Annotated in this window: 24 protein-coding genes; 2 read left to right on the forward strand and 22 right to left on the reverse strand. The window is 39.4% G+C overall.

Translation table 11 applies throughout. The annotated features are described in order from the left end of the window. Positions 1–118: 118 nt before the first annotated feature. The 3 genes from topA to ACYQ2D_RS06990 are packed head-to-tail and all read right to left on the reverse strand — an operon-like array spanning position 119 to position 4616. Positions 119–2206, reverse strand: coding sequence for a type I DNA topoisomerase (topA, locus tag ACYQ2D_RS06980; protein WP_459785009.1), 2088 nt, complete (start codon positions 2204–2206; stop codon positions 119–121). 1 nt (position 2207) lies between these two features. Beyond that, positions 2208–3083, reverse strand: a complete 876-nt coding sequence (gene dprA, locus ACYQ2D_RS06985; protein ID WP_117454972.1) for a DNA-processing protein DprA — start codon at positions 3081–3083, stop codon at positions 2208–2210. A 3-nt stretch (positions 3084–3086) separates the two neighbouring features. Beyond that, a complete protein-coding gene (locus ACYQ2D_RS06990; RefSeq protein ID WP_459785010.1) occupies positions 3087–4616 on the reverse strand; it encodes a YifB family Mg chelatase-like AAA ATPase in 1530 nt (509 codons plus the stop codon). 260 nt (positions 4617–4876) lie between these two features. Between ACYQ2D_RS06990 and sigK the strand changes: the two genes are divergently transcribed. After that, on the forward strand, positions 4877–5503 hold the full coding sequence (sigK, locus tag ACYQ2D_RS06995) for an RNA polymerase sporulation sigma factor SigK (protein WP_022304723.1): 627 nt from the start codon (positions 4877–4879) through the stop codon (positions 5501–5503). Here sigK and ACYQ2D_RS07000 read toward each other — a convergent pair. The 9 genes from ACYQ2D_RS07000 to mtaB form a co-directional block, all read right to left on the reverse strand. Next, positions 5477–6712, reverse strand: a complete 1236-nt coding sequence (locus tag ACYQ2D_RS07000; protein WP_459785011.1) for a peptidase U32 family protein — start codon at positions 6710–6712, stop codon at positions 5477–5479. The genes sigK and ACYQ2D_RS07000 overlap by 27 nt on opposite strands. A 13-nt stretch (positions 6713–6725) precedes the next feature. Continuing rightward, positions 6726–7367 carry an O-methyltransferase gene (locus ACYQ2D_RS07005; protein ID WP_022304725.1) on the reverse strand — a complete coding sequence of 214 codons (642 nt, stop codon included), beginning with the start codon at positions 7365–7367 and terminating at the stop codon, positions 6726–6728. 12 nt (positions 7368–7379) lie between these two features. Beyond that, positions 7380–7898, reverse strand: a complete 519-nt coding sequence (locus ACYQ2D_RS07010) for an endolytic transglycosylase MltG (protein WP_022304726.1) — start codon at positions 7896–7898, stop codon at positions 7380–7382. 85 nt (positions 7899–7983) lie between these two features. Beyond that, the gene (locus ACYQ2D_RS07015) at positions 7984–8325 is read right to left on the reverse strand and encodes a YlbF/YmcA family competence regulator (protein ID WP_444147404.1); all 342 of its coding nucleotides are present in this window, start codon (positions 8323–8325) and stop codon (positions 7984–7986) included. A gap of 4 nt (positions 8326–8329) precedes the next feature. Further along, positions 8330–9997 carry a ribonuclease J gene (locus tag ACYQ2D_RS07020; protein WP_459785012.1) on the reverse strand — a complete coding sequence of 556 codons (1668 nt, stop codon included), beginning with the start codon at positions 9995–9997 and terminating at the stop codon, positions 8330–8332. Between the two features lies 1 nt (position 9998). Continuing rightward, positions 9999–10298 (reverse strand): DUF1292 domain-containing protein, encoded by a 300-nt coding sequence (locus tag ACYQ2D_RS07025; protein ID WP_459785013.1) that lies wholly within the window; start codon positions 10296–10298, stop codon positions 9999–10001. A 106-nt stretch (positions 10299–10404) separates the two neighbouring features. Further along, positions 10405–10839, reverse strand: a complete 435-nt coding sequence (gene ruvX / locus ACYQ2D_RS07030; RefSeq protein WP_022304730.1) for a Holliday junction resolvase RuvX — start codon at positions 10837–10839, stop codon at positions 10405–10407. Positions 10840–10843: 4 nt separating this feature from the next. Beyond that, the gene (locus ACYQ2D_RS07035; protein ID WP_022304731.1) at positions 10844–11113 is read right to left on the reverse strand and encodes an IreB family regulatory phosphoprotein; all 270 of its coding nucleotides are present in this window, start codon (positions 11111–11113) and stop codon (positions 10844–10846) included. Between the two features lie 64 nt (positions 11114–11177). Then, complete coding sequence (gene mtaB, locus ACYQ2D_RS07040) at positions 11178–12479, reverse strand: tRNA (N(6)-L-threonylcarbamoyladenosine(37)-C(2))-methylthiotransferase MtaB (RefSeq protein ID WP_117454958.1); 1302 nt, start codon at positions 12477–12479, stop codon at positions 11178–11180. Positions 12480–12643: 164 nt separating this feature from the next. Between mtaB and ACYQ2D_RS07045 the strand changes: the two genes are divergently transcribed. Further along, on the forward strand, positions 12644–12880 hold the full coding sequence (locus ACYQ2D_RS07045; protein WP_022304733.1) for an HPr family phosphocarrier protein: 237 nt from the start codon (positions 12644–12646) through the stop codon (positions 12878–12880). A 133-nt stretch (positions 12881–13013) separates the two neighbouring features. On the opposite strand, the gene thiI is transcribed toward ACYQ2D_RS07045, so the two are convergent. The 10 genes from thiI to uvrB form a co-directional block, all read right to left on the reverse strand. Beyond that, a complete protein-coding gene (thiI, locus tag ACYQ2D_RS07050) occupies positions 13014–14192 on the reverse strand; it encodes a tRNA uracil 4-sulfurtransferase ThiI (RefSeq protein WP_022304734.1) in 1179 nt (392 codons plus the stop codon). Between the two features lie 66 nt (positions 14193–14258). Then, positions 14259–15413 (reverse strand): cysteine desulfurase family protein, encoded by a 1155-nt coding sequence (locus ACYQ2D_RS07055; RefSeq protein ID WP_459785014.1) that lies wholly within the window; start codon positions 15411–15413, stop codon positions 14259–14261. Positions 15414–15419: 6 nt separating this feature from the next. After that, positions 15420–16157 carry a 16S rRNA (uracil(1498)-N(3))-methyltransferase gene (locus ACYQ2D_RS07060; protein WP_187558307.1) on the reverse strand — a complete coding sequence of 246 codons (738 nt, stop codon included), beginning with the start codon at positions 16155–16157 and terminating at the stop codon, positions 15420–15422. Between the two features lie 10 nt (positions 16158–16167). After that, on the reverse strand, positions 16168–17121 hold the full coding sequence (gene prmA, locus ACYQ2D_RS07065; protein ID WP_022304737.1) for a 50S ribosomal protein L11 methyltransferase: 954 nt from the start codon (positions 17119–17121) through the stop codon (positions 16168–16170). A gap of 32 nt (positions 17122–17153) precedes the next feature. Beyond that, positions 17154–18074: an AEC family transporter gene (locus ACYQ2D_RS07070; RefSeq protein ID WP_022304738.1), complete on the reverse strand. Its 921-nt coding sequence runs from the start codon at positions 18072–18074 to the stop codon at positions 17154–17156. A 123-nt stretch (positions 18075–18197) separates the two neighbouring features. Beyond that, positions 18198–19385: a molecular chaperone DnaJ gene (dnaJ, locus tag ACYQ2D_RS07075; RefSeq protein WP_117454952.1), complete on the reverse strand. Its 1188-nt coding sequence runs from the start codon at positions 19383–19385 to the stop codon at positions 18198–18200. 85 nt (positions 19386–19470) lie between these two features. Beyond that, complete coding sequence (dnaK, locus tag ACYQ2D_RS07080) at positions 19471–21345, reverse strand: molecular chaperone DnaK (protein ID WP_022304740.1); 1875 nt, start codon at positions 21343–21345, stop codon at positions 19471–19473. 81 nt (positions 21346–21426) lie between these two features. Beyond that, the gene (gene grpE, locus ACYQ2D_RS07085) at positions 21427–22038 is read right to left on the reverse strand and encodes a nucleotide exchange factor GrpE (protein WP_022304741.1); all 612 of its coding nucleotides are present in this window, start codon (positions 22036–22038) and stop codon (positions 21427–21429) included. Positions 22039–22055: 17 nt separating this feature from the next. Then, positions 22056–23093, reverse strand: coding sequence for a heat-inducible transcriptional repressor HrcA (gene hrcA / locus ACYQ2D_RS07090; RefSeq protein ID WP_459785015.1), 1038 nt, complete (start codon positions 23091–23093; stop codon positions 22056–22058). Positions 23094–23391: 298 nt separating this feature from the next. Beyond that, a complete protein-coding gene (gene uvrB / locus ACYQ2D_RS07095) occupies positions 23392–25377 on the reverse strand; it encodes an excinuclease ABC subunit UvrB (protein WP_459785016.1) in 1986 nt (661 codons plus the stop codon). Positions 25378–25662: the final 285 nt, after the last annotated feature.

Genomic DNA, 25662 nt, shown 5'->3' on the forward strand with positions numbered 1-25662 from the left:
AATTTCGTTTCTTTCACCAAAAAGAGCGACTACAAGACTTTTCCTGCAATCGCCCTAAATTAACCATTTATTTTCATTGTTTTTATTCCACAAATGTCCGCTTTACTTGGATTTTTATTTAAGCCTCTTCGATTTTGTCTTTCGGCTGTATTTTCACAAATCCACACTGTTCATTTGCACAGACCAGTTTGTTTCCTTTTTCTACCATATATCCACCGCAGTTTGGACATTTTTCTTTGGATGGCTTCTGCCAGGACATAAATTCACATTCCGGATTGTTTTCACAGCCATAATAACGGCGTCCTTTTTTACTTCTGCGCATTACTACTTCTTTTCCACAGATTGGACACGGTACTCCGATTTTTTCCAGATATGGTTTGGTATTACGACATTCCGGAAATCCAGGGCAAGCCAGAAATTTTCCATGCGGTCCGTATTTGATTACCATATTTCTTCCGCACTGTTCACAGATTACGTCGGTTACCTCATCTTCTATCTTAACTTCTTCAAGTTCCTTTTCTGCTGTCTTTACTGCCTCATCCAAATCCGGATAGAAATTGCGAATTACCGTTTTCCACTCAATCAATCCTTCTGCAATACTGTCGAGCAGTTCTTCCATTGTTGCTGTAAAATGTACATCTACAATACTTGGGAAAGAAGTTTTCATAATATTATTGACTACTTCACCAATTTCTGTCATATAAAGGTTTTTATTTTCCTTTGCAACATACCGTCTTGCAATAATCGTAGTAATAGTTGGTGCGTAGGTACTTGGACGTCCAATTCCAAGTTCTTCTAATGTTTTTACAAGAGTCGCCTCTGTATAATGAGCCGGTGGCTGAGTAAAATGCTGCTGTTCGTTAAATTTCTCAAATGTCAGTTCACTCGTCTCATCGAGCCCTTTTGTCAAAACCGTCTTATCTGATTTTTCATCATCTTCCTGCACATAAACTGCCATGAAACCATCAAATTTTAATTTCGATGCAGATGTTGTAAAATAATACTCTCCGCCTTTAATTTTAACGGAAGTGGTTTCATATTTTGCAGGCTGCATCTGACTTGCGGTAAAACGTTTCCAAATTAACTGATACAGACGGAACTGGTCTCTGGTTAAAGACTCTTTTAAAGAAATCGGGGTTCTTGTAATATCGGTTGGACGAATTGCTTCATGCGCATCCTGAATTTTCTTCTTATTACTATCTTTTTTCTCAGTTACTTTGGTATATTCTTCTCCATACTGTTCTGTAATATACTCTTGTGCTGCTTTCTGGGCTTCATCCGAGATACGGGTTGAATCCGTACGCAGATAAGTAATCACACCGACTGTTCCATTTCCCTTGATATCAATTCCTTCATATAACTGCTGTGCAAGACGCATGGTTTTCTGTGTCGAGAAGTTTAACACTTTGGAGGCTTCCTGCTGTAAGGTACTGGTAGTAAATGGAAATGGTGCTTTTTTGGTACGCTCTCCCTTTTTTACTTCATCCACCTCATAGCTTGCACCCTCAAGGTTTTTTAAAATTTCATCGAGTTCTCCTTTGGAATGAATATTGATTCTCTGTCCTTTTTTTCCATAAAATTTTGCAGTCAGCGGTTTTTTCTCACCTTTTACCGCAAACTGTGCCTCTAAAGTCCAATATTCCTCCGGTATAAATGCATTGATTTCTTCTTCTCTGTCTCCAATAATACGAAGAGCAACAGACTGCACACGTCCTGCACTCAATCCACGTTTTACTTTCGCCCATAAAACCGGACTGATTCTATATCCAACCATACGGTCTAACATTCTTCTGGTCTGCTGTGCATCCACTAATTTTAAATCAATCTCTCTAGCCTCTTTAATAGAAGCTTTGACTGCTGTTTTTGTAATTTCATTAAAGGTAATACGACGCATTTTTTTATCATCTAACTTCAATGCCTTTGAAAGATGCCATGAAATCGCTTCTCCCTCACGGTCAGGGTCAGTCGCAAGATAAACTTTATCTGCTTTTTTCGCAGCTTTTCGAAGTGCTGCTAAAATGTCACCCTTTCCGCGAATTGTTATATACTTTGGTTCATAATCATTTTCTACACTAAACCCCAACTGGCTTTTCGGCAAATCTCTTACATGTCCGTTTGATGCCATGACTTCATAATTGGAACCTAAAAATTTTTTTATTGTCTTTACTTTTGCCGGCGATTCCACTATCACTAAATACTTTGCCATATCAACCTCCCGCTCTGGCATAATAATTCTTTATTGGCTCTGTTACAAGTTCCATCAACTCTAATTTCACCAAAATTTCCTGCACTTCAAGCAATTCCAAGTCAGTCAATTTTATAATTTCGTCCAGGTGTTTTGGTTTCAAATCCACACAACTATACACCATTTCTTCTTTTCTTGCAAGCCTTATCTCTGTTTTTTTATTCTTTTCTTTCGTCATTTTATCCAAAATTTCGAGTTCTTCGAGGATAATTTCCACATTTTTTGCAATTTGTGCTCCCTGAAAAATTAAATTGTTGCATCCTTCACTTAATGCTTCCCCCACTCTTCCCGGAAGCGCATAGACAGACTTTCCCTGCTCAAGTGCATACTCTACTGTAATTAATGAACCGCTTTTTTTCTTTGCCTCGATTACTAAAACAATATCAGCAAGCCCACTGATAATTCGATTTCTTAACGGAAAATGCCATCCAAGGGGTTTCTCTCCTTCCTCATACTCAGAGATAATTCCTCCCTTTTTCTGAATCTCACGATAGAGATTGATATTCTGGCTCGGATAACAAATATCCACTCCACAACCAAGCACCGCAAATGTTTCTCCTCCGCCATCAATTGCACCTTTATGTGCCCAGCCATCAATTCCTCTTGCCAGTCCGCTGATAACCTGAACTCCACAAGAAGCAAATTCTTTTGCAAATTCATAAGCCTGCGTTCTGCCGTAATAACTGCACATTCTTGCCCCGATAATCGCCACACTTTTGCGATTTGGATCCGGAAGTTTTCCTTTTACATACAACCGTTTGGGTCTGTCTTTAAAATTTCTTAATTTATCCGGATACTCAACGTCATCCGGTGTATAACTTACAATTTTTTCTTCCATATTTCAAGTATCCTTTCCTTCTACTCTTCGATAACAAAGTGCTTCACTGATATGCGCTTCTTTTATCTCCTCTTCTTGTTCCAAATCCGCAATGGTACGTGCCGTTTTTAAGATTTTATGATATGCCCTTGCACTTAATCTCATTTTTTTATACGCTTTTTCCAAAATTCGCTGTCCCTCTACACTTACATTGCAAAACTCCTCCAATAATTTACCGGAAAGCTGAGAATTAAACCGAATCTTTTTCTCCTGATAGCGTTCCCCTTGTACCTTTACTGCCATCTCAACTTCTTTTCTAAAATTTTTTGAACTTTTTTCTTTCCGTTTTCCGGTCAGTTCCTGATAAGAAATTCCCGACACTTCTGCCACAATATCAATTCTGTCTAAAATCGGACCACTGATTCGATTCTGATAACGCTTTACTTCCTGAAACGTACAACTGCACCGATTTAAATCCGGAAACTGACCACAGGGACAATGGTTCATTGCAGCAACCAGCATAAAATCGGCCGGAAACAAGTACGAACCTCCGCTTCGGCTGATTAAAATTTTCCGTTCTTCTAACGGCTGTCTTAATAATTCAATACATTCATGGGAAAACTCCGGAAATTCATCTAAGAAAAGAACGCCCTTATGGGCAAGCGTGATTTCTCCGGCTTTTGGATACTTTCCACCTCCGGCAAGTGCTGCCGGTGAAATGGTGTGATGGGGTGCCCGAAATGGACGAGATAAAAGAAACGGTTTCTCTTCGGATAACAGACCTGAAATGCTGTAAATCTTTGATACTTCAAGCAGTTCTTCTTTGGTAGGTTCTGGCAGAATCCCTGGGATTCTTCTGGCAATCATCGTCTTTCCTGTCCCCTTTGGACCGGTCATAAGAAAGTTATGCATCCCTGCTGCCGCAATCACGGCTGCCCGCTTCACATATTCCTGACCTTGAATATCAGCAAAATCTTCGATTTCTTCTTTCTTTGCAGGCAATAAAACCGGCTCTTCTTTTGTATCTTCTAAAAGCCCCCAGTTTTCTTTTCTGGCACAGCTTAAAAATTCCTGCAAAGACTCCACTCCAAGCACAGAAATCTGTCCAATCATCCGTGCTTCCCTGTAATTTTGCTTTGGCACAATACAAAGCCGACATCCCTTTTTGTAAGCGGTTTCTACAAAAGGCAGAATTCCTCTGACTCCATTAATCCTGCCATTTAAGCCAAGTTCTCCGGCAAGCATCACGCCATCGAATTTTTCCGCTTCCAGAAAGCCAAATGCAATCATAAGCGAAGCCGCTATTGGCAAATCAAAATGATTTCCATCTTTACGGACATCCGCAGGTGCTAAATTTACAGTTACTCTTTTGGGTGGAATTGTCATTCCACTGTTTCTTATCGCAGTACGGACTCTCTCTTGCGCTTCTTTTACCTGATAAGATAAATCTCCTACCATCAAAAAAGCCGGAAGTCCATTACTTGCATCCACTTCTACTGATACCGGAACGCACCTTGCCCCATCAATAGCCGCTGACAACACTTTACTGAACATACATAAAATGCCTCCTAAACTCATAATTACTTGTCTTAGATTTGAAATTAAATAAATTTAAAATTTGAAAAAACGGCAGAACTGCCAGAACTGGTACAGCGAAGATTAAGCAGCTGTACCGGAAAACATGAATTGTTTTCTGATTCGATTATCGTATCACAATTTTCCTTTTGATACAAGCATTTTTTCTTTTTTTGGAAAAGCACAATTTATCCCTTTTTCTCATAGACTATTATTAAATCCCTTTGAGGTAAGGCTGCTTGAAAACATTTCTTAAGCCCTTGACATCCGAGGAGGAAAAATATTATCTCCAAGAATACAAAAGGGGCAGTCAGGAAGCAAAAAATGTTCTCATCGAACGCAATCTGCGCCTTGTAGCACATATTGTAAAAAAATATCAAGGGGTTGAAGAAGAATTAGATGACCTGATTTCGATTGGAACAATCGGTCTGATAAAAGCAATTCATACATTTAATCAGGAAAAATCCAACCGGCTCTCCACTTATGCTGCCCGCTGTATCGACAATGAACTGCTTATGCTGCTTCGTTCTAAAAAGAAAACCAGCAAAGATATTTCTCTTTACGAACCAATCGGCACAGACCGTGAAGGAAATGAAATCAATCTGCTTGATGTGATTGAAAATGAACCTGTCGATGTCGTAAAAAATTATTCTTTAAAACAAGATATCCGTAAACTTTACTACCTGCTCGGTTTCGTACTGACCAAACGGGAAGCGGAAGTCTTAAAACTACGCTTTGGGCTTTATGGCTGTGATGAGCTGACCCAGCGGGAAATAGCAAAGCGGCTGAATATCAGCCGCTCTTATGTGTCCCGTATTGAAAAAAATGCGATTTTAAAATTAAGAAACGCTTTCTTTTCTTCTTAAAAGGTCAAAGACATTTAAATCTTCTCCCAAATCCAGATACAGCACCTGCTGTGGATGCGGAGCACTATCACAGGAATTTCCCTCTTCATCATAGATTGCTTTTACCGTAACCAGACGGTTTTCTCCATCCGGACGCATGACCTCTATCGTTTCTCCTACAAGGAATTTATTTCTCTGGGTGATTCGATAGAATCCTTTTTCTGTCTTTTCTTCCAAGAAACCAAGATAGGTGTAGTCTTTTGCATAAGTATTACTGTCATAAATCTGGGAAGTTTCATCTGGCTTTCCATAAAAAAATCCGGTGGTAAACAGACGATAGGTACAGCCCATAATCTGCTCTTTATACCATTCCATATTTTCCCGGTATAACTTTGGACTCTCAAAATAATCATCAATGGCTTTTCTGTAGGTTCTTGCAACCGTTGCCACATAAAGGGCGGTTTTCATTCGTCCTTCGATTTTTAAGCTGTCGATTCCTGAAGTCAGAATATCATCCATATGCTCAATCATACATAAATCTTTTGAGTTAAAGATATAAGTTCCACGCTCGTTTTCATAAACCGGCATATATTCTCCCGGTCTGGTTTCTTCTACAATCGAATATTTCCATCTACACGGATGCGTACACGCACCCTGATTGGCATCTCTTCCGGTAAAAAAATTGCTTAAGAGACATCTTCCGGAATAAGAAATACACATTGCACCATGAATAAAAGTTTCGATTTCCAAATCATCCGGAATATTTGCACGAATCTGTTTAATCTCTTCTAAAGAAAGTTCTCTTGCACTGACCACACGTTTTGCGCCCAGTCCATACCAGAACTTATAAGTTTCATAATTGGTATTATTTGCCTGAGTACTGATATGACGTTCAATCTCCGGACATACTTCTTTTGCAATCATAAATACACCCGGGTCAGAAATAATCAGTGCATCTGGCCTGATTTCTTTTAATTCACGGAAATATTCTCTTACTCCGTCCAAATCTTTGTTGTGTGCCAAAATGTTTGCTGTTACATATACTTTTACATGGTGCTGATGTGCAAATTCAATTCCCTCTTTCATGTCTTCCATAGAAAAGTTTCTTGCCTTTGCACGCAGACCAAAAGCTTCTCCTCCGATATAAACTGCATCTGCACCAAAAATAACCGCTATTTTTAAAACTTCCAGACTGCTTGCCGGAATTAATAACTCTGGTTTTGCTCTCATCTTTCCTGCCTTTCTATTTCTTAATACTAAGCGTCACTCCATCACCGAGAGGAATAATACTTGTCTCAAGCTCTTCATGATTTTTCAGCACATAAAGGTATTCCCTCATCCGCTTATAAATTGTCCGGTTTCTTCTCTCCACCGCAAAGTGGGATTCGATAATATCTCCATCTTGCAGTACATTATCAGAAATTAAAATTCCGCCTTTTTTCAAAAGCCTCAGCACATCCGGAAAGAAGTTAATATACTGTGCTTTTGCTGCGTCCATAAAGATAAAATCATAACTTCCCTCCAGCGTCTTTAAAATTTGGGCCGCATCACCTTCTAATAAGGTAATCTGCTCTTCTTTTCCTGCTTTTTTAAAATTTTCTCTGGCAATCGGTATTCTCTTCTCATAATTTTCTATCGTCGTGATTCTGCAGTCTTTCGGTGCATACTCACTCATAAGAAGAGTGGAAAAACCAACAGCAGTCCCCACCTCTAAGATGAGATGGGGACTTGCTATCTGTAGCATTACTTTTAAAAAGCTCTGCATTTCCCGCCGTATAATCGGCACATAATTTTCCTTTGCATCCTTTTCAAGCTGAGTCAAAAAAGGCGTATTTCCTTTGTCCAGAGAGTTTATATAGGTAACCATTCTTTCATCAACAATCACTTTTTTTCCCTCTTATTCAGCCGTTTCTCCTGCCTGTTCTCCTGACGCATCCTGACTCTCATCTGTAACAGCCTCTTCTGTTGTCTGCACATCTGTGCCATCCGCTGAGGTATCCAGAGAATCCGTGGAATCCTGCTCCGGCTGTCCTGTCATATCTTCTCTTGCAAGCACTGCCAGCATTTCATCTGTCGTCATAGAAGTATTTAAAATATAAGTTCCCGACTGTAATTTATCTTTATAATTTGAAAGACTTTCCTGTACCACAAATACTTTTGCATCTTTAATCAGACCTTTGCTTTTTAAAATCTTTCCAATCTGATACACCGACGCTCCGTCTTTGATTACAACAGTTACATCTTCTCCATGGTCTTCATCATCCACAGGTATCTGGTCGAAAATCGCATATCCAAAATCATACGCTGATTTTCCAACATAAATCACGGCACACACCACACAGGCATACACAGCAAAGCGGAAAAATCCACCTGCAAAAATTGATGCCGCACCCTGTTTTCTGATTCCTCTTCCCATTTTTTTCTCCTTATTTTCTTAATGCACCCTCGGAATATTAAAGTCTCCTGCTAATCCTGCCAATTGAATGCCGATAAGCATTCCCCTAATTCAAGTCCGGTACATCTAAATGAATCGCCTCATGTACTCTTACCGAAATATCCTGCAGGAGTCTGCAAAGTGCAGCTTCTGCCTCTAAAAACTGATTCACTTCCGGTATACAGCTTAATTCATTTATCTTATCATCAATGTCATCTATGGTGTCATAAGAGTCTGTATCATCATTTTTTACCTGCGCCTGATAGTTTAATCTGCGCAGTTCATCGACCTGCCGTTTTATCTCAGGATTTGCGTTAAGCTTTTCAAGAGAAGTCGTGTATTGTCTGTAAACACTCTCACTTTTAATCTCCTCAATCACCCTGTTTACATAATAATCAATATTACTCATGGAATTATGCCTCCATAATAATCGGCAAAATCATCGGACTTCTCTTGGTTCTCTTCCACAAGAATTCTCCCAGAGAATCTTTAATCACATTTTTCATCTTGCCCCAGTCTGTAATATGTCTCTCCAGACAGCTGTCAATCGCCTCTTCCACTACACTTCTGGCCTCTTCCATTAAATCTTCCGATTCACGCACATAGACAAAACCACGTGATACGATATCCGGTCCTGCGAGAAGATTGCTCGAATGTTTTTCTAAAGTAAGCACAACAATCATAATACCATCTTCAGAAAGATGCTGACGATCACGAAGTACGATATTTCCAACATCTCCAACACCAAGACCATCAACAAAGATTGCTCCCGTACGAACCTGTCCGGTTACTCTTGCCGGTTCTTCTTCATTTAGTTCAAGCACATCACCGGAAGAAAGAATAAAGATATTTTCCTTTGGAATTCCAAGTTCTTCTGCCACACCTGCCTGTGCTTTTAAGTGTCTGTACTCTCCATGCACCGGAATGGCATACTTCGGTTTTACAAGGGAATAAATCAGTTTAATCTCTTCCTGACATGCATGTCCGGAAACGTGTGCATCCTGAAAGATAACGTCTGCACCTTTCATACTTAATTCATTAATCACCTTTGATACTGCTTTTTCATTTCCCGGAATCGGATTGGAACTGAAAATAATCGTATCGTTTGGCTTAATCGTAACTTTCTTATGAATACTTGCTGCCATACGGGACAATGCCGCCATAGATTCTCCCTGACTTCCTGTCGTAATCAATACAACTTTCTCATCCGGATAGTTTTTAAGCTGGTCGATATCAATTAACGTTTTATCCGGAATCTTCAGATAACCAAGTTCTGCGGCTGTACCGATGACATTTACCATGCTTCGGCCCTCTACCGCAACTTTTCTCCCATACTTATAGGCTGAGTTGATAATCTGCTGTACACGATCCACATTTGAGGCAAATGTTGCAATAATAATTCTTGTATTTCTATGCTCCGCAAAAATATTGTCAAACGTTCTTCCCACAGTACGCTCTGACATTGTAAAGCCTTTTCGCTCCGCATTCGTACTGTCGCACATCAACGCAAGGACACCTTTTTTTCCAATCTCTGCAAATCTCTGTAAATCAATTGCATCCCCGAATACAGGAGTGTAATCTACTTTAAAGTCACCGGTATGCACGACAATTCCTGCCGGCGAGTAGATTGCCAGTGCAGAAGCATCCTGAATACTGTGATTTGTTTTAATGAATTCGATTCTGAAACAGCCAAGGTTAATAGACTGTCCATGACGAATCACTTTCCGTTTGGTTGTACGGATCAGATTGTGTTCTTTTAATTTATTCTCAATCAGTCCGATGGTAAGTTTTGTTGCGTAAATCGGCACATTCACTTCTTTTAATACATAAGGAAGTGCTCCGATATGGTCTTCATGACCATGGGTAATTACAAAGCCTTTTACTTTGGAAATATTTTCTTTTAAGTAGGTGACGTCCGGAATTACTAAATCGATTCCCAGCATATCGTCCTCCGGGAATGAAAGTCCGCAGTCCACTACAACAATACTATCCTCGTATTCAAAGGCTGTAATGTTCATTCCAATTTGTTCCAGTCCGCCCAATGGAATGATTTTCAATTTTGAGTTGTTGTTTTTTTTCAAATTAATTCCTCCAATTTTTGCCGTTCCTTTTATTATCGTATTCAAAATCAATCTCATCCAACATCACTTCAAAGACTTTATACACTGCATCAAATTCTGTGTCATCCTCTACAAATACATAACAGCCGTCCTTGTCTCCATCTTCTGAGGTATCTTTTAAAATATAAGCTGCACTGCCTTCTTCACCGGACTCTTCCGGGTCTACTGTCAGCAAATAAACACTTCCATTTACTCTTGTCTGCGCAACGACTCCAAGTTCAATCTGACTTCCGTCCTCTCCATCAAAAATAATTGTTTCCATAACCTCATCCTTTCTTATCGTAATTTATTTTTTTATACGCTAAAATCCCGGATAACAGCCGTTTCTTTTTTTCTTAAAAATACCATTTCTGGCATTTTAACCGAAATTAAACTGTACCCGGGTTTGCTTTTGAATCCAGATATCCCTGCAGAATAAATACTGCAGCAATCATATCCACATATTTACTTCTGTTCTCCCTGCGCACTTTACTTTCCATCAGTGTACGGTTTGCTTCAACAGTTGTCAGTCTCTCATCCCACATAATTACCGGCAGTTTACATCTTCTTTCCAGTGTTTCCTTTAACTGCAGCGATTTCTCCGCCCGTTCTCCAATTGTATTGTTCATGTTTTTCGGAAATCCCAGAACGATTTCTTCTACCTGATATTCCTTAATCAGTTCTTCTATCCGGCGAAGGGATTTTCTTAACTTATTTTCTTCTTCCCGACGAATAATTTCAATTCCCTGCGCTGTAAGACCTAAAGGGTCGCTGATTGCCACCCCGATAGTCTTAGAGCCATAATCCAGTCCCATCACTCTCATAATCTTACTCGTGCTTCCAGGACTCATTTTTAATGTATTCTTTTAAAAGTTCCTCTACAAGTTCATCGCGCTCCACTTTCATAATTGTACTTCTTGCTCCCTTGTAGCTCGTAATATAAGTCGGGTCTCCTGACATAATATATCCGACAATCTGATTCACCGGATTATATCCTTTTTCTGCCATCGCATTGTATACCAAATCCAAAACATCTTTTACTCTGATTTCCGGATCGCCTTTTACATTAAAATATTGTGTACTATCTAAATTTCCCATATTATCACGCCCTTATCTAAAACTTTACCACTATTTTAATATATCTTTCTAGGAAATTCAACCATTATATTCGGCAGTTAAAAATCCCATCCTGAAGAAATTCGGTAATTTCTCCTGTTACAAGCTGATTCTCCAGATTTTTTTCTGATAAAACAGCAACTTTTATATACTCTCTTGTATGACCGACCCAGTAAGTCTGTCCATTAATCTCGGTTGTTTCCTCAAATAAAATCTCAACCTGTTTTCCAAGATAATATTCCATATATTCTTTCTGATGTGCTTTTCCAAGCTCAATCATCTCATGACTTCTGCTTGCTTTTACCTGTTCCGGAATCTGATTTTCCATTTTATCTGCTCTTGTGCCTTTTCTTCTTGAATATTTAAAAATATGAGTCTCATAGAATTTAGCTTCTGACACCATTTCCTTAGAGGATTTAAATTCTTCCTCTGTTTCCCCCGGAAATCCTACAATTACATCGGTTGTCAGTGCCGGATGGTCAAAATATTTCCGAAGCAGACGACATCCTTCTAAGTATTCTCCTGCGGTATATTTACGGTTCATTCGTTTTAAAGTTTCCGTGCATCCACTCTGCAAAGACAAATGAAAATGCGGACAGATAGCCGGCAGACTGCTTAAGGTCTTTACAAACTCTTCTGTAATAATACGCGGTTCTAAAGAACCCAGACGAATTCTTTTTACACCCTCAACATTCTGTACTGCCACAATCAGATTTAACAGACTATCCTCACAGTCAATCCCATAAGAACTTAAATGGATTCCGGTTAAGACAAATTCCTGATATCCAAGTGCTACCAGACGTTCTACTTCTTTTATGACTTCCTCTCTCTTACGGCTTCTGACACGACCTCTGACATAAGGAATAATACAGTAACTGCAGAACTGATTGCATCCGTCCTGTACTTTTAAATAAGCTCTGGTGTGCTCTCCTGTGGAAGCCAGCTCCAGTTCTTCGTATTCTACCGGTTTTTCAAGGTCTATTCTCTCTTCCTTCTGACCATTTCCGCTTTGATACTCTTCCAGCACGGCAATCAAATCCTGCTTTCTGTTATTTCCAAGCACAATATCAATTGCCTCGTCAATTTCTTCTCCTTTTTGCGCCTGCGCATAACAGCCTGCTGCCACAACAACTGCCTGAGGATTCATTTTCTTTGCCTTATGAAGCATCTGTCTTGATTTGCGGTCTGCAATGTTTGTAACCGTACAGGTATTAATGATATAAATATCTGCTCCAGGCGCAAATGGTACAATTTCATACCCCGCATTTTTAAGCATTTGTTCCATTGCTTCAAGCTCATAAGCATTTACTTTACATCCTAAATTGTGCAATGCAACTTTCTTTTCCATATATTTCTATTTTACTCCTATTTATTCTTAAGCGTTTTGACGAATAGTTTCCGAATTATTTGTATTTTATTTCTCTCTTTTAGATATTGACTTTTTGCCCCATTAACGGTAACATTATGCTTGTAAAAAGCAAAAAACACTGATTGTAAGGGAGGATTTGTCCAATGAAAACAGTTAAAATTTCTCTGAATTCTATCGACAAAGTGAAATCATTTGTAAATGAAATCACAAAATTTGACTATGACTTTGATTTAGTATCAGGAAGATACGTAATCGATGCAAAATCTATCATGGGTATCTTCAGCTTAGATTTATCCAAATCTATTGATTTAAACATCCATGCAACTGATGGTGCTTTAGACGATATTCTTACTGTCTTAAAACCATATTTAGTAGACTAATATAAAATGGATGATAGAAACCAAGGACTGTTTTAACAGTCCTTTTTTCTATTTCTGCTTTTCACTCATTAATAAAGAAATCTTAAGAGCCACACAATTCTGTATGACTCTTATTATTTTATTATTGCAAATTTTACTCACACACAATCGTCTCTGCTGTCTCTACAGCCTGTATCATCATTTCTTCAATCTTATCCTGTAACTTCTCTTCTGAGCGTTTAATTACTTTCAGATTTGGTTTTGTAACCGGATGTTTCGCAACAAAGATTGTACAGCAGTCTTCAAACGGTAAAATCGAGGTCTCATAAGTATTGATTTTTAATGCCACATCTACAATTTCCTGTTTGTCAAATCCAATCACCGGACGGAATACCGGCATGGTGCAGACTTCATTTGTAGCAGCAAGGCTGTGCATTGTCTGGCTTGCCACCTGACCGATACTTTCTCCTGTAATCAATCCGAGACAACCGTCTTTTTTTGCAAATTCTTCTGCAATTTTCATCATATAACGACGCATGATAATGGTTAATTCTTCATGCGGACATTTTTCGTAAATATACAGCTGGATATCTGTAAAGTTTACAACATGAAGATGAATCGGTCCACTGTATTTTGCTACTAATTTTGCCAAGTCTACGACTTTCTGTTTTGCTCTTTCACTTGTATATGGCGGAGCATGGAAGTATACAGCATCAATCTTAACACCACGTTTTGCAATCATGTATCCGGCAACCGGACTGTCGATTCCGCCGGATAATAACAGCATCGCTTTTCCATTTGTTCCAACCGGCATACCTCCCGGTCCCGGAATTACTTCAGAATACAGATAAATCTTATCTCTGACTTCCACGTGAATCATCACATCCGGTTCATGCACATCCACTTTCATATTCGGACAGGAATCCAGTACATCCCCGCCAAGCTGTGCGTTCATTTCCATAGAAGTCATCGGATAGCTTTTCTTTGCACGACGCACATCCATTTTGAAGGTTTTTGGCTCATCCTTGTACATCTCTTTCACATAAGCAACCACTTCTTTGGATAACTCTTCATAGCCTTTGTCCTCTAATACTACAGTCGGGCAAATTCCAAAGATACCAAAGACACGTTTTAATGCCTCTATTGTCTCATCATAATCAAATTCACTGTCTGCATAGACATAAATTCGACCACGCTCTTTTACGACTGAAAATTCGCCATCTACTTCTTTTAATACATGACGAATCTGGTCTACAAGCGCATCTTCAAAAATATATCTGTTTTTTCCTTTAATTGCAATCTCTGCATATTTTATCAAAAATGCTTTGAACATATCGTTTCCTTTCACTTCATAATATTGTCTTTTATTCTTTTTTATCTCATTAACTTCTTTTACATCTTAATGTCGTGCAAATTTCCGAAGCACCGGAAGTACTTTTGCGATTTCATCTACCGCATAATCAAGTTCCTCTTTTGTTGTCATCTCGCTTAGACTGAAACGGATTGCAGATTCTCTGCGTTCTGCTGAGACTCCAAGCGCAAGCATAGTTGCACTTGCGGCTCTTTTGTGGCTGGAGCAGGCACTTCCCGCTGAGATATAAATCTGTTTTTCTTCTAAGGTATGAAGCAGAACCTCACTTCTGACTCCGACAAAGCTTGCATTTAAAATATGAGGTGCTCCATCTTCTGGTTTTGGACCATTGATAAAGACATTGTCCAGTTCCTGAAGTCTCTTTGCAAGATACAGTTTATTTTCCCTTAACTGTTCAATTTTTTCATCGAAATCTTCATAAATCTTCTTCGCTGCCACTCCAAGCCCTGCAATTCCCGGAACATTATCTGTACCGGAACGCATGCCTTTTTGCTGTCCACCGCCAAGAATCATCGGCTGAATTTTTATTTTTTCATTTACATATAAAAATCCAACTCCTTTTGGTCCATGAATTTTATGACTGCTTACAGATAACAAATCAATTCCCATCCGTTTTGGATAGATACGGAATTTTCCATAACCCTGAATTGCATCTACATGATAAATTGTTTTCGGATTCTTTTCATGAACCAGCTTTCCAATCTCTTCCACCGGAACAACTGCTCCTACCTCATTATTGACATACATCGTAGAAACTAAAATTGTATCCGGACGGATTGCAGATTCCAGTTTTTCCATCGAAAGAATTCCGTTTGCATCAACCGGAATTTTTGTTATTTCAAATCCCTGTTCCTCTAATGCTGCAAGCGGTGCTGAAACTGCTGCATGTTCAAACACGGTAGAAATAATGTGTTTTCCCTGTCTGCGATTTGCATAAGCGCATCCAACAAGTGCCCAGTTATCGGATTCTGTTCCGCCTGATGTAAAATAAATTTCTTTTTCCTGAACTTTTAAAGTTTTTGCAATTTTTTCTGTCGCATCTTTTACATACTGTTCTGCTTCCACGCCTTTTTTATGCATTGCAGAGGGATTTCCATAATCTTCCATCATAGTTTTTACTACAATGTCTCTTACCTCTTCAAAGCATTGTGTGGTTGCTGAATTATCAAGATATGCTTCCATTTTATTTTATTCCTCCAAAGCAAACATCAGAACTGAAAGCACTGTCAATCCCGCTGTTTCTGTTCGTAAAATTCGTTTTCCAAGAGTGATTGCTTTTGCACCCTCATCCATTGACTGTTCGACTTCTTTTTCATCGAAACCACCTTCCGGTCCTATGAAAATTCCAATCGACTGACCTGGTTTTATACTGTTTATGATTGCTTTTGTCTCCTGCATCCCTTTTGCACGCTCATAAGGTAAAAGAATCACATCCAGATTTTTTGCATAAGCAAGGGCTTCTTTAAAACTCATCACATGACTGACTTCCGGCACATACATACGTTTGGACTGCTTTGCCGCACTTTCCGAAATTGCCTGCCATCTACGCTGCTTGTTTACCTCTTTTTTTCCCTCCAGACGCACAACTGCTCGCTTAGTTGCCACCGGTATCACCTGATGCACACCCAGCTCTACTGCCTTTTGAATAATCCATTCCATTTTGTCTGACTTTGGAAGTCCCTGAAACAGATAGATTTTAGAAGAAAGTTCATATCCTGCTTCCTGTGCATACATGATATGCGCAGTAACTTCATCTTCTAAAAATTCTTCGATGTAGCACGTATATTCCATTGTCTCTCCGGTACTAATCAGGATTTCCTCTCCGGTTTTCATCCGCAGTACATTTTTGATATGATTGACATCACTGCCACAGATGCGAATGACCGTTTCTTCTACCTGAGACGGTTCTACAAAAAAACGATACATTTTTTGCTCCTTAATTTTTTCTGGCCGTAACAGACACCCATTCTCCCTGATGTGTAACCTCTAACACTTCAAGACCGGCTGCTTTTACCGCATTTACAACAGTTTCTTCTTTGTCGTCAATGATACCGGATGTAATATAAATTCCACCTTTTTTCATCTGATTTAAGATAACCGGAGTCAGTGGAACTAATACATCTGCTAAAATATTAGCAACTACGATATCATATTTTTCATAGCCAACTTTATCCTGTACTTCTTTATCATCAATGATATTTCCAATCATCATGTCAAAAGCTTCTACCGGAATCTCATTTGCCTCTTTATTTTCTTCTACTGCCGGAACTGCACAAGGATCAAGGTCTGTTCCGACTGCATGTTTTGCTCCTAATTTCAATGCTACAATCGATAAAATTCCGCTTCCTGTTCCGACATCAAGCAGTTCTGTCTCGCTTGTCACATATTTCTTTAACTGACGGATACAAAGCTGTGTGGTCTCATGCATACCTGTTCCAAACGCTGTACCTGGGTCAATATGAATAATCATTCGGTCTTTATCTTCTTCTTTTACTTCTTCCCAGGATGGAATAATCAAGATATCATCTACATAAAACTGCTTGAAATACTGTTTCCAGTTGTTAATCCAGTCTTTGTCTTCGGTCTGGGAAAGTGTAATCATTCCGGAACCGATGTCTACAAACATTCTTAACTCTTCTAATTCTGCCTTTACTTTTTCAAGCATTGCATTGACATCTTCATCCTCATCCAGATAAAAATTCAGATATGCAACCCCATCATCTTCCGGCATATCCGGAAGAATATCTACAAACATCTGCTTTTTATCCTGTTCGGATAACGGCTGTTTGTCCTGAATTTCCGCACCTTCAAGCCCGATGTCCGCAAGGGTGGAAATGACAATATCTTCTACTTCTTCTCTGATTTCCAAAGTAATTTTATTCCACTTCATAGTTAGTCTTTCCTTTCTTTATCTATACTCTCTTATACAAACATAAATACAATCGTTATTGTCACTACCGATAATACAGTCGACAAAATAATTCCCTCTGATATTGTATGTGCATCTTTATTATATTGTTCCGCTAACATAACCGGCATATTTCCGGTTGGAAGAGCCAACATTAAAATAATGGTTGCACGCATAATATAATCTGGAAGAATTGGTTTTAACAAAATTGCAATTAAAACCGGTAAGACCAGAAACCGCAATAATTCAAATAGCATAAGCTTTCGATTTTCAATTATTTTTTTCGGATTTAACCCCACTACAGATGCTCCGATTACCATCATAGAAAGAAACGTACAGGCATTTCCACAGTAAGTTACGATATTCTGAAGCGTCTCCGGAACGGTAAGCTGAAACCAGTAAATCAAAAATGCAAAAATGCAACAGACAAAACCGGGTGTAAAAATATCTGTCCAGGACTGTTTTTTATCGCCTTCTGTTCCCTTTCTTACCAATGCAATCCCAAATGTAAAGATAAAAATATTATACAGAAAATTAAAAATCACCACATACAAAATTGATTTATGTCCAAGAATTGCGAGTGATACCGGAAATCCGATAAATCCAACATTTCCAAACGTGCTCATCAAAACATATGCTTCTTTTTCCTTCGTCTGTACCCGAAAAATCTTTACAAATGCATAACCAAACACAATCAACAGAACATAATACACAATACCAATTCCCGTTACAATCCCTACATTTTTTCTGGAAATATCTGACATATCCTGAAACACACTTGCAAGAATCATTGCAGGGCAGCAGATGTTTACAACAATTGCTGATAAATCCTTCATCACCATTTCTGATACAAACTTCCTTTTATACATGAAATATCCAAGTATAATCAGCGCAAATATCATCACCATCTGCTTTAGAACCACTATGCTGCCCATTTTCTCATAAACTCTCCCACTTTATCTATTTAACATTCCTATTATAAGGGAAATTTTTTTAGATTGCAACGAAAAAAAGAGAAGAAAAAATGTGAAACAATCACAAATTTTCTTCTCTTTTTACTAATCTTCAAATGTTTCTTTAATGGTTTCTTTGAATTTTTCCCATCCGCCTTTTTTCTTCTTTTCCGGAGTTTCTTCTTTTTCTTCTTTTGGACGATTTCCGCAGGCGGCATCAAATTTACGAAGTGCTTCTTTTGCCTCTTCATTTAACTTAGTTGGTACCTGAACAACCAGTGTAACATAATGGTCACCACGTACGTTTTTATTTCTAAGGGACGGTACACCTTTTCCTTTTAAGCGGACTTTGGTATCGGTCTGCGTTCCGGGTTTGACATCGTACATAACGTCTCCGTCTACCGTACTGATGCGGACTTCTCCACCGAGTGCTGCCTGTGCATAAGTAATTGGTGCAGTAGAAAAGATATTCATATCCTGTCTCTGGAAAATCGGATGACGAGCTACCATAACTTCTACAAGCAAATCTCCTCTTGGTCCTCCGTTTGTTCCCGGTTCACCTTTATCACGGATACGGATACTCTGTCCATTGTCAATACCGGCCGGAATACTTACCTGAATCTTCTTATGTTTGGACACATATCCTGTACCATGGCAATCGGTACATTTATCTTTAATGATTTTACCGGTTCCCTGACAATCCGGACAAGTCTGAACATTCCGAACCATTCCGAACATAGACTGCTGTGTATAGACAACCTGACCTTCTCCATGACATTTTGGACAGGTCTCCGGCTGTGTTCCAGGTCTTGCACCTGTTCCATGACAGGTTTCACAGGTTTCTTTTAAATTTAAATCCAGTTCTTTTTCACATCCAAAGACTGCCTCTTCAAATGTAACACGAACTCCGGCTCTGACATTTGCGCCCTTCATTGGACCATTATTCGTTCTTCTACGACCACCGCCGCCGAATAAATCTCCAAAAATATCTCCAAAAATGTCACCCATATCTGCGCCGTCAAATCCGCTGAAGCCACCATATCCGCCGGCTCCGCCACCGCCATTTTCAAATGCGGCATGTCCAAACTGGTCATACTGTTTTCTCTTTTCTGCATCACTTAATACTGCATAAGCTTCGGAAGCTTCTTTAAATTTTTTCTCTGCTTCTTTATCACCTGGGTTTACGTCTGGATGATATTTTTTTGCCAGCTTACGATATGCACTTTTTATGGTAGAATCATCTGCGCCTCTGTCGACACCAAGCACCTCATAATAATCTCTCTTATCCGCCATTGGTTTTAATCCTTTCTATACACACATTTAGGCATGGAGCGCCTGTCAGCACCCCATGCCCCATATCTTTTATTTACTGACAATTTTATACTTCTCTGTAATCTCCGTCAACTACATCATCGCCATAAGCTTCATTTGCTCCTGCGCCTGCACCTGCCTCTGGTCCCGGACCTGCCTGAGCACCTGCTGCTCCCTGTGCACCTTCGTACATTTTAGCAAAGAGTTTCTGTGCACTCTGCATCAGTTTTTCTTTACCTGCTTTGATGTCAGCAATCTGGGCATCTGTAATCTCATCGGTGTTTGCACAGCCATTCAGGATTTCTTTTAATGCATTTAAGTCAGCTTCTACTGCTGTTTTATCATTTGCATCTAATTTATCGCCAGCTTCTTCCATTGCTTTTTCTGTCTGGAATACCATAGCGTCTGCATCATTCTTTGTATCAACTGCTTCTTTACGTTTTTTATCCTGAGCTTCGAACTCAGCGGCTTCTCTGACTGCTTTATCGATTTCATCATCAGACATATTTGAACCAGCTGTAATTGTGATGTGCTGTTCTTTTCCTGTTCCAAGGTCTTTTGCGGAAACATTTACAATACCGTTTGCATCGATATCGAATGTAACTTCAATCTGCGGAACACCTCTTCTTGCTGGCGGGATTCCATCCAGACGGAACTGACCAAGGGATTTGTTATCTCTTGCGAACTGTCTTTCACCCTGAACTACGTTGATATCTACTGCTGTCTGGTTATCTGCTGCTGTAGAGAAAATCTGGCTCTTCTTTGTAGGAATGGTTGTATTTCTCTCAATCAGTCTTGTAGCGATACCACCCATTGTCTCGATAGACAGTGACAGTGGAGTAACATCCAGAAGAAGGATATCACCTGCGCCTGCATCTCCGGCAAGTTTACCACCCTGCACAGATGCACCAAGTGCAACACATTCATCCGGGTTTAAGCTCTTGCTTGGTTCTTTTCCTGTTAAGGCTTTTACTTTATCCTGTACAGCCGGGATACGTGTAGAACCACCAACTAACAGTACCTGACCCAATTCAGAAGCATTGATTCCTGCATCAGATAATGCACGGCGAACCGGTTCTGCTGTTCTTTCTACAAGGTCATGTGTTAATTCATCAAATTTTGCTCTTGTCAGGTTCATATCGAAGTGCAGAGGTCCATTTGCATTCATGCTGATGAATGGCAGGTTGATATTTGTTGTTGTTGCAGAAGAAAGTTCTTTTTTCGCTTTTTCTGCTGCTTCTTTGATTCTCTGCATTGCCATTTTATCTGCGGAAAGGTCTACACCTTCTGCTTTCTTAAATTCAGAAATCATGTAATCTGCAACCTTCTGGTCAAAGTCATCACCACCAAGGCGGTTATCACCAGCTGTAGATAATACTTCGATAACACCGTCACCGATTTCAATAACGGAAACATCAAATGTACCACCACCTAAGTCGTATACCATGATTTTCTGTTCTTTTTCGTTATCCAGACCGTAAGCAAGTGCTGCTGCTGTAGGCTCGTTGATGATACGTTTTACATCAAGACCTGCGATTTTACCGGCATCTTTTGTTGCCTGACGCTGTGCGTCATTGAAATATGCCGGAACTGTGATAACAGCTTCTGTTACTTTTTCACCAAGATAGTTTTCTGCATCACCTTTCAGTTTCTGAAGAATCATTGCGGAAATTTCCTGTGGAGAATATTTCTTATCATCAATTGTTACTCTGTAATCTGTACCCATGTGTCTCTTGATAGAAGAGATTGTTTTGTCAGCATTTGTAACTGCCTGACGTTTTGCCGGCTCACCGACTAATCTTTCACCTGTTTTTGTAAATGCCACAACAGATGGTGTTGTTCTTGCGCCTTCCGCATTTGCGATAACAGTTGGCTGTCCACCTTCCATAACACCTACACAGCTATTTGTTGTACCTAAGTCAATACCAATAATCTTGCTCATGATTTTTTCCTCCTATATCAATTCCAAGTTTTCTATCAATTTATAAGATGAAATCTGATTTTAAAAATCAGATATAATTGATTAATTTGCTACTTTTACCATGCTGTGTCTTACGACATGGTCTTTATAGAGATATCCTTTCTGGAACTCTTCTACTACTACATTCTCTCCGGCTTCTTCATCTTCCACATGCATTACTGCGTTGTGGTAATCCGGATTAAATTCTTCTCCGACTGCATCAATGGCTTTGACACCCATTTCTTCAAATACAGTCATCATCTGTTTGTAAATCTTTGTCATTCCGTCTGCAAACGGACTGTCTTTTTCTTCTTCCGGAACTGCTGCAAGACCTCTTTCAAAGTTATCTACAACCGGAAGAATCTTTTCAATAATTTCTCTTGCACCGATTTCATACATGGAAGCTTTTTCTTTCTCGGTACGTTTTCTGAAATTATCAAATTCTGCCATCTGACGTTTTACACGGTCAGTCAGCTCTTCGATTTTTTCATCTTTTTTATCTTTTTTCTTTTTGAAAAATCCTTTCTTTTCTTCAGATTTTTCTTCTGTTTCTGCTTCTTCAGAATTTTCTTCTGCCTCACAGCTTTCTTCTGTAACTTCTTCGGTTTCTTCTGTTTCTGTCTCGGCTGTTACATCATCGTTTTTATCATCATATAATTCTTTTTCTTCTGACACGAATCCATTCCGCCTTTCTATGTTTTCTTAAATATATGGTCTAATTGTGTTTTCAGCGTTTTCAGATTATCTACTACATTTTCATAATCCATTCTCTTCGGTCCGATGATTCCGATTGTTCCCTGCATGCCCTCACCCAAGTCGTAAGTCGCAGTCACTACACTGCAGTCTCTCATGGTTTGTACCGGACTTTCATTTCCAATATAAACCTGAATTCCTGTGTTTTCTTCTGAACTCATCGAATCTTTTACTAAATCCGCAAGCGCATGTTTTTCTTCAAATGCTGAAATCAATTCACTGGCTTTTGAGGTATCTGCTAGTTCCGGGTACTTGAAAATGTTTGTCGCACCGCTTGTATAGATTTCAACCTCATCTTTGTCTTCCGCAATCGCCTGAGCTACCGCATCAATCACACTGCCAACCACTTCACTGTGGATACCGGCTTGTTCTTTCATCCGGGTTATCATGCTCAGATTGATTTCTTCGATTGTAAGACCATTTAACTGCGTATTTAAAAGCAGATTTAATTTTAAAACTGTTTCATCACTCATAGGCTCCTGTAAATCAATCATCTGATTCTTTACCAGATTGCTGTCGGTTACTAAAACCGCAAGCAGTTGATTGTCACCCACTTTAGAGAGCTGAATGAATTTAAGTTTGTTTCTGTGATAGGTCGGACCGGAAATCATTGTGGCATAATTTGTATTTATTGCAAGTACTTTTACTACCTGCTGTAATACTTTTTCCATTTTATCGGTCTTTTCTATCATCAAATCTTTAATTTCCGAAACTTCTTTTTCTTTTTCCTTCATCAGTTCATCGACATATAACCGATATCCTTTATCAGAAGGAATTCTTCCAGCCGATGTATGCGGCTGAAGAATGTAACCCAGTTCTTCCAGGTCTGACATTTCATTTCGGATGGTTGCAGAACTGAGATTCAGGTCTGTGTATTTTGATATCGTTCTTGAACCAACCGGTTCTCCGGTATCAAGGTAGGTCTGGATTATGGCTTTTAAAATTTTTCGTTTTCGCTCATCCAATTCACTTTCCATTTTAATCTCCTTTCTGCTTCTTTTTTAATTGTTAGCACTCGTCGTAGTGGAGTGCTAACATCTATGCTCTTAAGATAGCACTGACCCATTTATTTGTCAAGAGCTTTACGAAATTTTTTTTATTTTTTTAACCAAATCAAGTAAGTCCCCTGCTTCAATTGCGAAAAGCAATAAGCAGGGGTGGGGACTTGCTTGTATCAGGAGGGGCAAGCCCCTTCTGATAAGCTGCGTAGCAGCTATTTGGTTATGAGCAAGCAGTGTAGCGGATTGCGAATATCCACTTGACTTCGAGCGGAAATCAATCCATTTCTTCCAGATTTTTCTTCAGTTCCACCATTTTGTCACGAAGCCCTGCTGCTGCCTCGAAATTCAAATCCGCCGCTGCTTTTCGCATCTTCTTCTCGACTTCTTTAATTAATTTTTCTAATTCTTTTCTGCTCATAGACTCAGGGTCTTTCTCTAATTTTTCTTCTGTCTCGGCAACCGATTTGGAAATACTGATTAAATCTCGTACCGCTTTTTTAACAGTCTGCGGTGTGATATGATGTTCTTTATTATATTCCTCCTGTACACTACGGCGACGCATCGTCTCATTGATTGCCATCTTCATGGAATCCGTCATCACATCTGCATACATAATGACATGTCCCTCTACATTTCTTGCCGCACGACCAATTGTCTGAATCAGTGAGGTCTCGGAACGCAGGAATCCCTCTTTGTCTGCATCCAGAATTGCAACTAATGTAATTTCCGGAATATCCAGTCCCTCTCTTAAAAGGTTGATTCCAACCAAAACATCAAATACATTTAAACGCATATCACGGATAATCTGTGTCCGCTCTAACGTATCAATATCAGAATGTAAGTATTTCACACGGATTCCCAAATCTTTCATATAATCCGTCAATTCCTCAGCCATACGTTTCGTCAGTGTGGTAATCAGTATCTTATTTCCTTTCTCGACTTCTTTATTCACTTCAGAAACCAAATCATCAATCTGTCCCTCTACCGGACGTACTTCCACCATCGGATCTAAAAGTCCTGTCGGACGTATTATCTGTTCTGCCCTTAAGAGTTCATGTTGTTCCTCGTACTCCCCCGGTGTAGCAGATACAAATAAAATCTGGTCAATTTTACTTTCAAATTCTTCAAAATTAAGCGGACGATTATCCAGTGCCGATGGCAGACGAAATCCATAATCCACCAGTGTTGTCTTTCTGGAACGGTCTCCGGCATACATTCCCCGAATCTGTGGAACCGTTTTATGAGACTCATCTACGATAATTAAATAGTCATCTCCAAAGTAATCCATGAGCGTATATGGTGCTTGTCCCGGCTCTAAGCCGGATAAATGTCTGGAATAATTTTCAATTCCCGAACAAAAACCGGTTTCTTTCAACATTTCCATATCAAAATTTGTACGCTCTGAAATTCTCTGCGCCTCTAATAATTTGTCCTCACTTTTAAAATATGTCACCCGTTCTTCTAACTCTTCTTCTATATGAATGGCTGCCTTTTTTATCTGCTCCATCGGAACGACATAATGCGAAGCCGGGAAAATTGCGATATGATTTAACTGGCATTTTATTTCTCCGGTCAGTACATTAATTTCTGTAATACGGTCAATCTCATCTCCAAAAAATTCTACTCTTACCGCTGTATCCGTATAATCCGCAGGGAAAATTTCCAACACATCTCCCCGCACCCGAAATGTTCCCCTGTGAAAATCCATGTCATTGCGATCATACTGAATATCAATCAATTCCCGAGCAACCTCATCCCGGTCTTTTTCCATTCCCGGACGCAGAGAAATAATCATGTTCTGGTAATCCTTTGGACTTCCGATTCCATAAATACAGGAAACACTCGAAACAATAATGACGTCTTTTCTTTCACTCAAAGAAGAAGTGGCTGAAAGACGCAGTTTATCAATCTCATCATTGATTGCCGAATCCTTTGCAATATAAGTGTCAGAAGACGGCACATAAGCTTCCGGTTGATAATAATCATAATAGGAGACAAAATATTCAACTGCGTTATCGGGGAACATCTCCTTGAATTCTCCGTAGAGCTGCGCAGCAAGTGTTTTATTATGAGCGATGACCAGTGTCGGCTTTTGTAATTGCTGGATCACGTTTGCCATCGTAAAAGTCTTTCCAGAACCCGTAACCCCCAGTAAAGTCTGGCATTGGTTGCCTTCCTTGAAACCTTTCACAAGCTCTGCAATCGCCTGTGGCTGGTCTCCGGTTGGCTTATATGGGGCTTTTAATTTGAACTCATTCATGGTAAATTCCTCCATTTGTGACTTTTACTATGACCAATATCAGCCAAAAATTCGTAATCAGATTCGTAACGAAAAGCTTATTTTATGGTGAATAGATGTCCTTTTCACCTCGTTACGAATAAAAGTCACAAAACTGATTTTTGCGGATAAAACAGCACTCGGAAATACCTGATGATACCAGGCTCCGGTTCTGTCATATTTTTACTGTTTGTTCTTGTAACAGTCCCTATTATATCAGACATTTTTTTGAAAGTATATAGATGAAGGCAAGAAAAAAGTACAAAT

The sequence above is a fragment of the Blautia stercoris genome, from assembly GCF_054657695.1.

Excerpts from the sequence above, each read along its gene's own strand:
- topA (WP_459785009.1), bottom strand. The coding sequence starts at position 2,206 with ATGGCAAAGTATTTAGTGATAGTGGAATCGCCGGCAAAAGTAAAGACA.
- dprA (WP_117454972.1), bottom strand. The coding sequence starts at position 3,083 with ATGGAAGAAAAAATTGTAAGTTATACACCGGATGACGTTGAGTATCCG.
- ACYQ2D_RS06990 (WP_459785010.1), bottom strand. The coding sequence starts at position 4,616 with ATGTTCAGTAAAGTGTTGTCAGCGGCTATTGATGGGGCAAGGTGCGTT.
- ACYQ2D_RS07000 (WP_459785011.1), bottom strand. The coding sequence starts at position 6,712 with ATGAGAGCAAAACCAGAGTTATTAATTCCGGCAAGCAGTCTGGAAGTT.
- ACYQ2D_RS07010 (WP_022304726.1), bottom strand. The coding sequence starts at position 7,898 with ATGGGAAGAGGAATCAGAAAACAGGGTGCGGCATCAATTTTTGCAGGT.
- ACYQ2D_RS07015 (WP_444147404.1), bottom strand. The coding sequence starts at position 8,325 with ATGAGTAATATTGATTATTATGTAAACAGGGTGATTGAGGAGATTAAA.
- ACYQ2D_RS07025 (WP_459785013.1), bottom strand. The coding sequence starts at position 10,298 with ATGGAAACAATTATTTTTGATGGAGAGGACGGAAGTCAGATTGAACTT.
- ruvX (WP_022304730.1), bottom strand. The coding sequence starts at position 10,839 with ATGAGAGTGATGGGACTGGATTATGGCTCTAAGACTATCGGGGTGGCA.
- ACYQ2D_RS07035 (WP_022304731.1), bottom strand. The coding sequence starts at position 11,113 with ATGGGAAATTTAGATAGTACACAATATTTTAATGTAAAAGGCGATCCG.
- mtaB (WP_117454958.1), bottom strand. The coding sequence starts at position 12,479 with ATGGAAAAGAAAGTTGCATTGCACAATTTAGGATGTAAAGTAAATGCT.
- ACYQ2D_RS07045 (WP_022304733.1), top strand. The coding sequence starts at position 12,644 with ATGAAAACAGTTAAAATTTCTCTGAATTCTATCGACAAAGTGAAATCA.
- thiI (WP_022304734.1), bottom strand. The coding sequence starts at position 14,192 with ATGTTCAAAGCATTTTTGATAAAATATGCAGAGATTGCAATTAAAGGA.
- ACYQ2D_RS07055 (WP_459785014.1), bottom strand. The coding sequence starts at position 15,413 with ATGGAAGCATATCTTGATAATTCAGCAACCACACAATGCTTTGAAGAG.
- ACYQ2D_RS07060 (WP_187558307.1), bottom strand. The coding sequence starts at position 16,157 with ATGTATCGTTTTTTTGTAGAACCGTCTCAGGTAGAAGAAACGGTCATT.
- prmA (WP_022304737.1), bottom strand. The coding sequence starts at position 17,121 with ATGAAGTGGAATAAAATTACTTTGGAAATCAGAGAAGAAGTAGAAGAT.
- ACYQ2D_RS07070 (WP_022304738.1), bottom strand. The coding sequence starts at position 18,074 with ATGGGCAGCATAGTGGTTCTAAAGCAGATGGTGATGATATTTGCGCTG.
- dnaJ (WP_117454952.1), bottom strand. The coding sequence starts at position 19,385 with ATGGCGGATAAGAGAGATTATTATGAGGTGCTTGGTGTCGACAGAGGC.
- dnaK (WP_022304740.1), bottom strand. The coding sequence starts at position 21,345 with ATGAGCAAGATTATTGGTATTGACTTAGGTACAACAAATAGCTGTGTA.
- hrcA (WP_459785015.1), bottom strand. The coding sequence starts at position 23,093 with ATGGAAAGTGAATTGGATGAGCGAAAACGAAAAATTTTAAAAGCCATA.
- uvrB (WP_459785016.1), bottom strand. The coding sequence starts at position 25,377 with ATGAATGAGTTCAAATTAAAAGCCCCATATAAGCCAACCGGAGACCAG.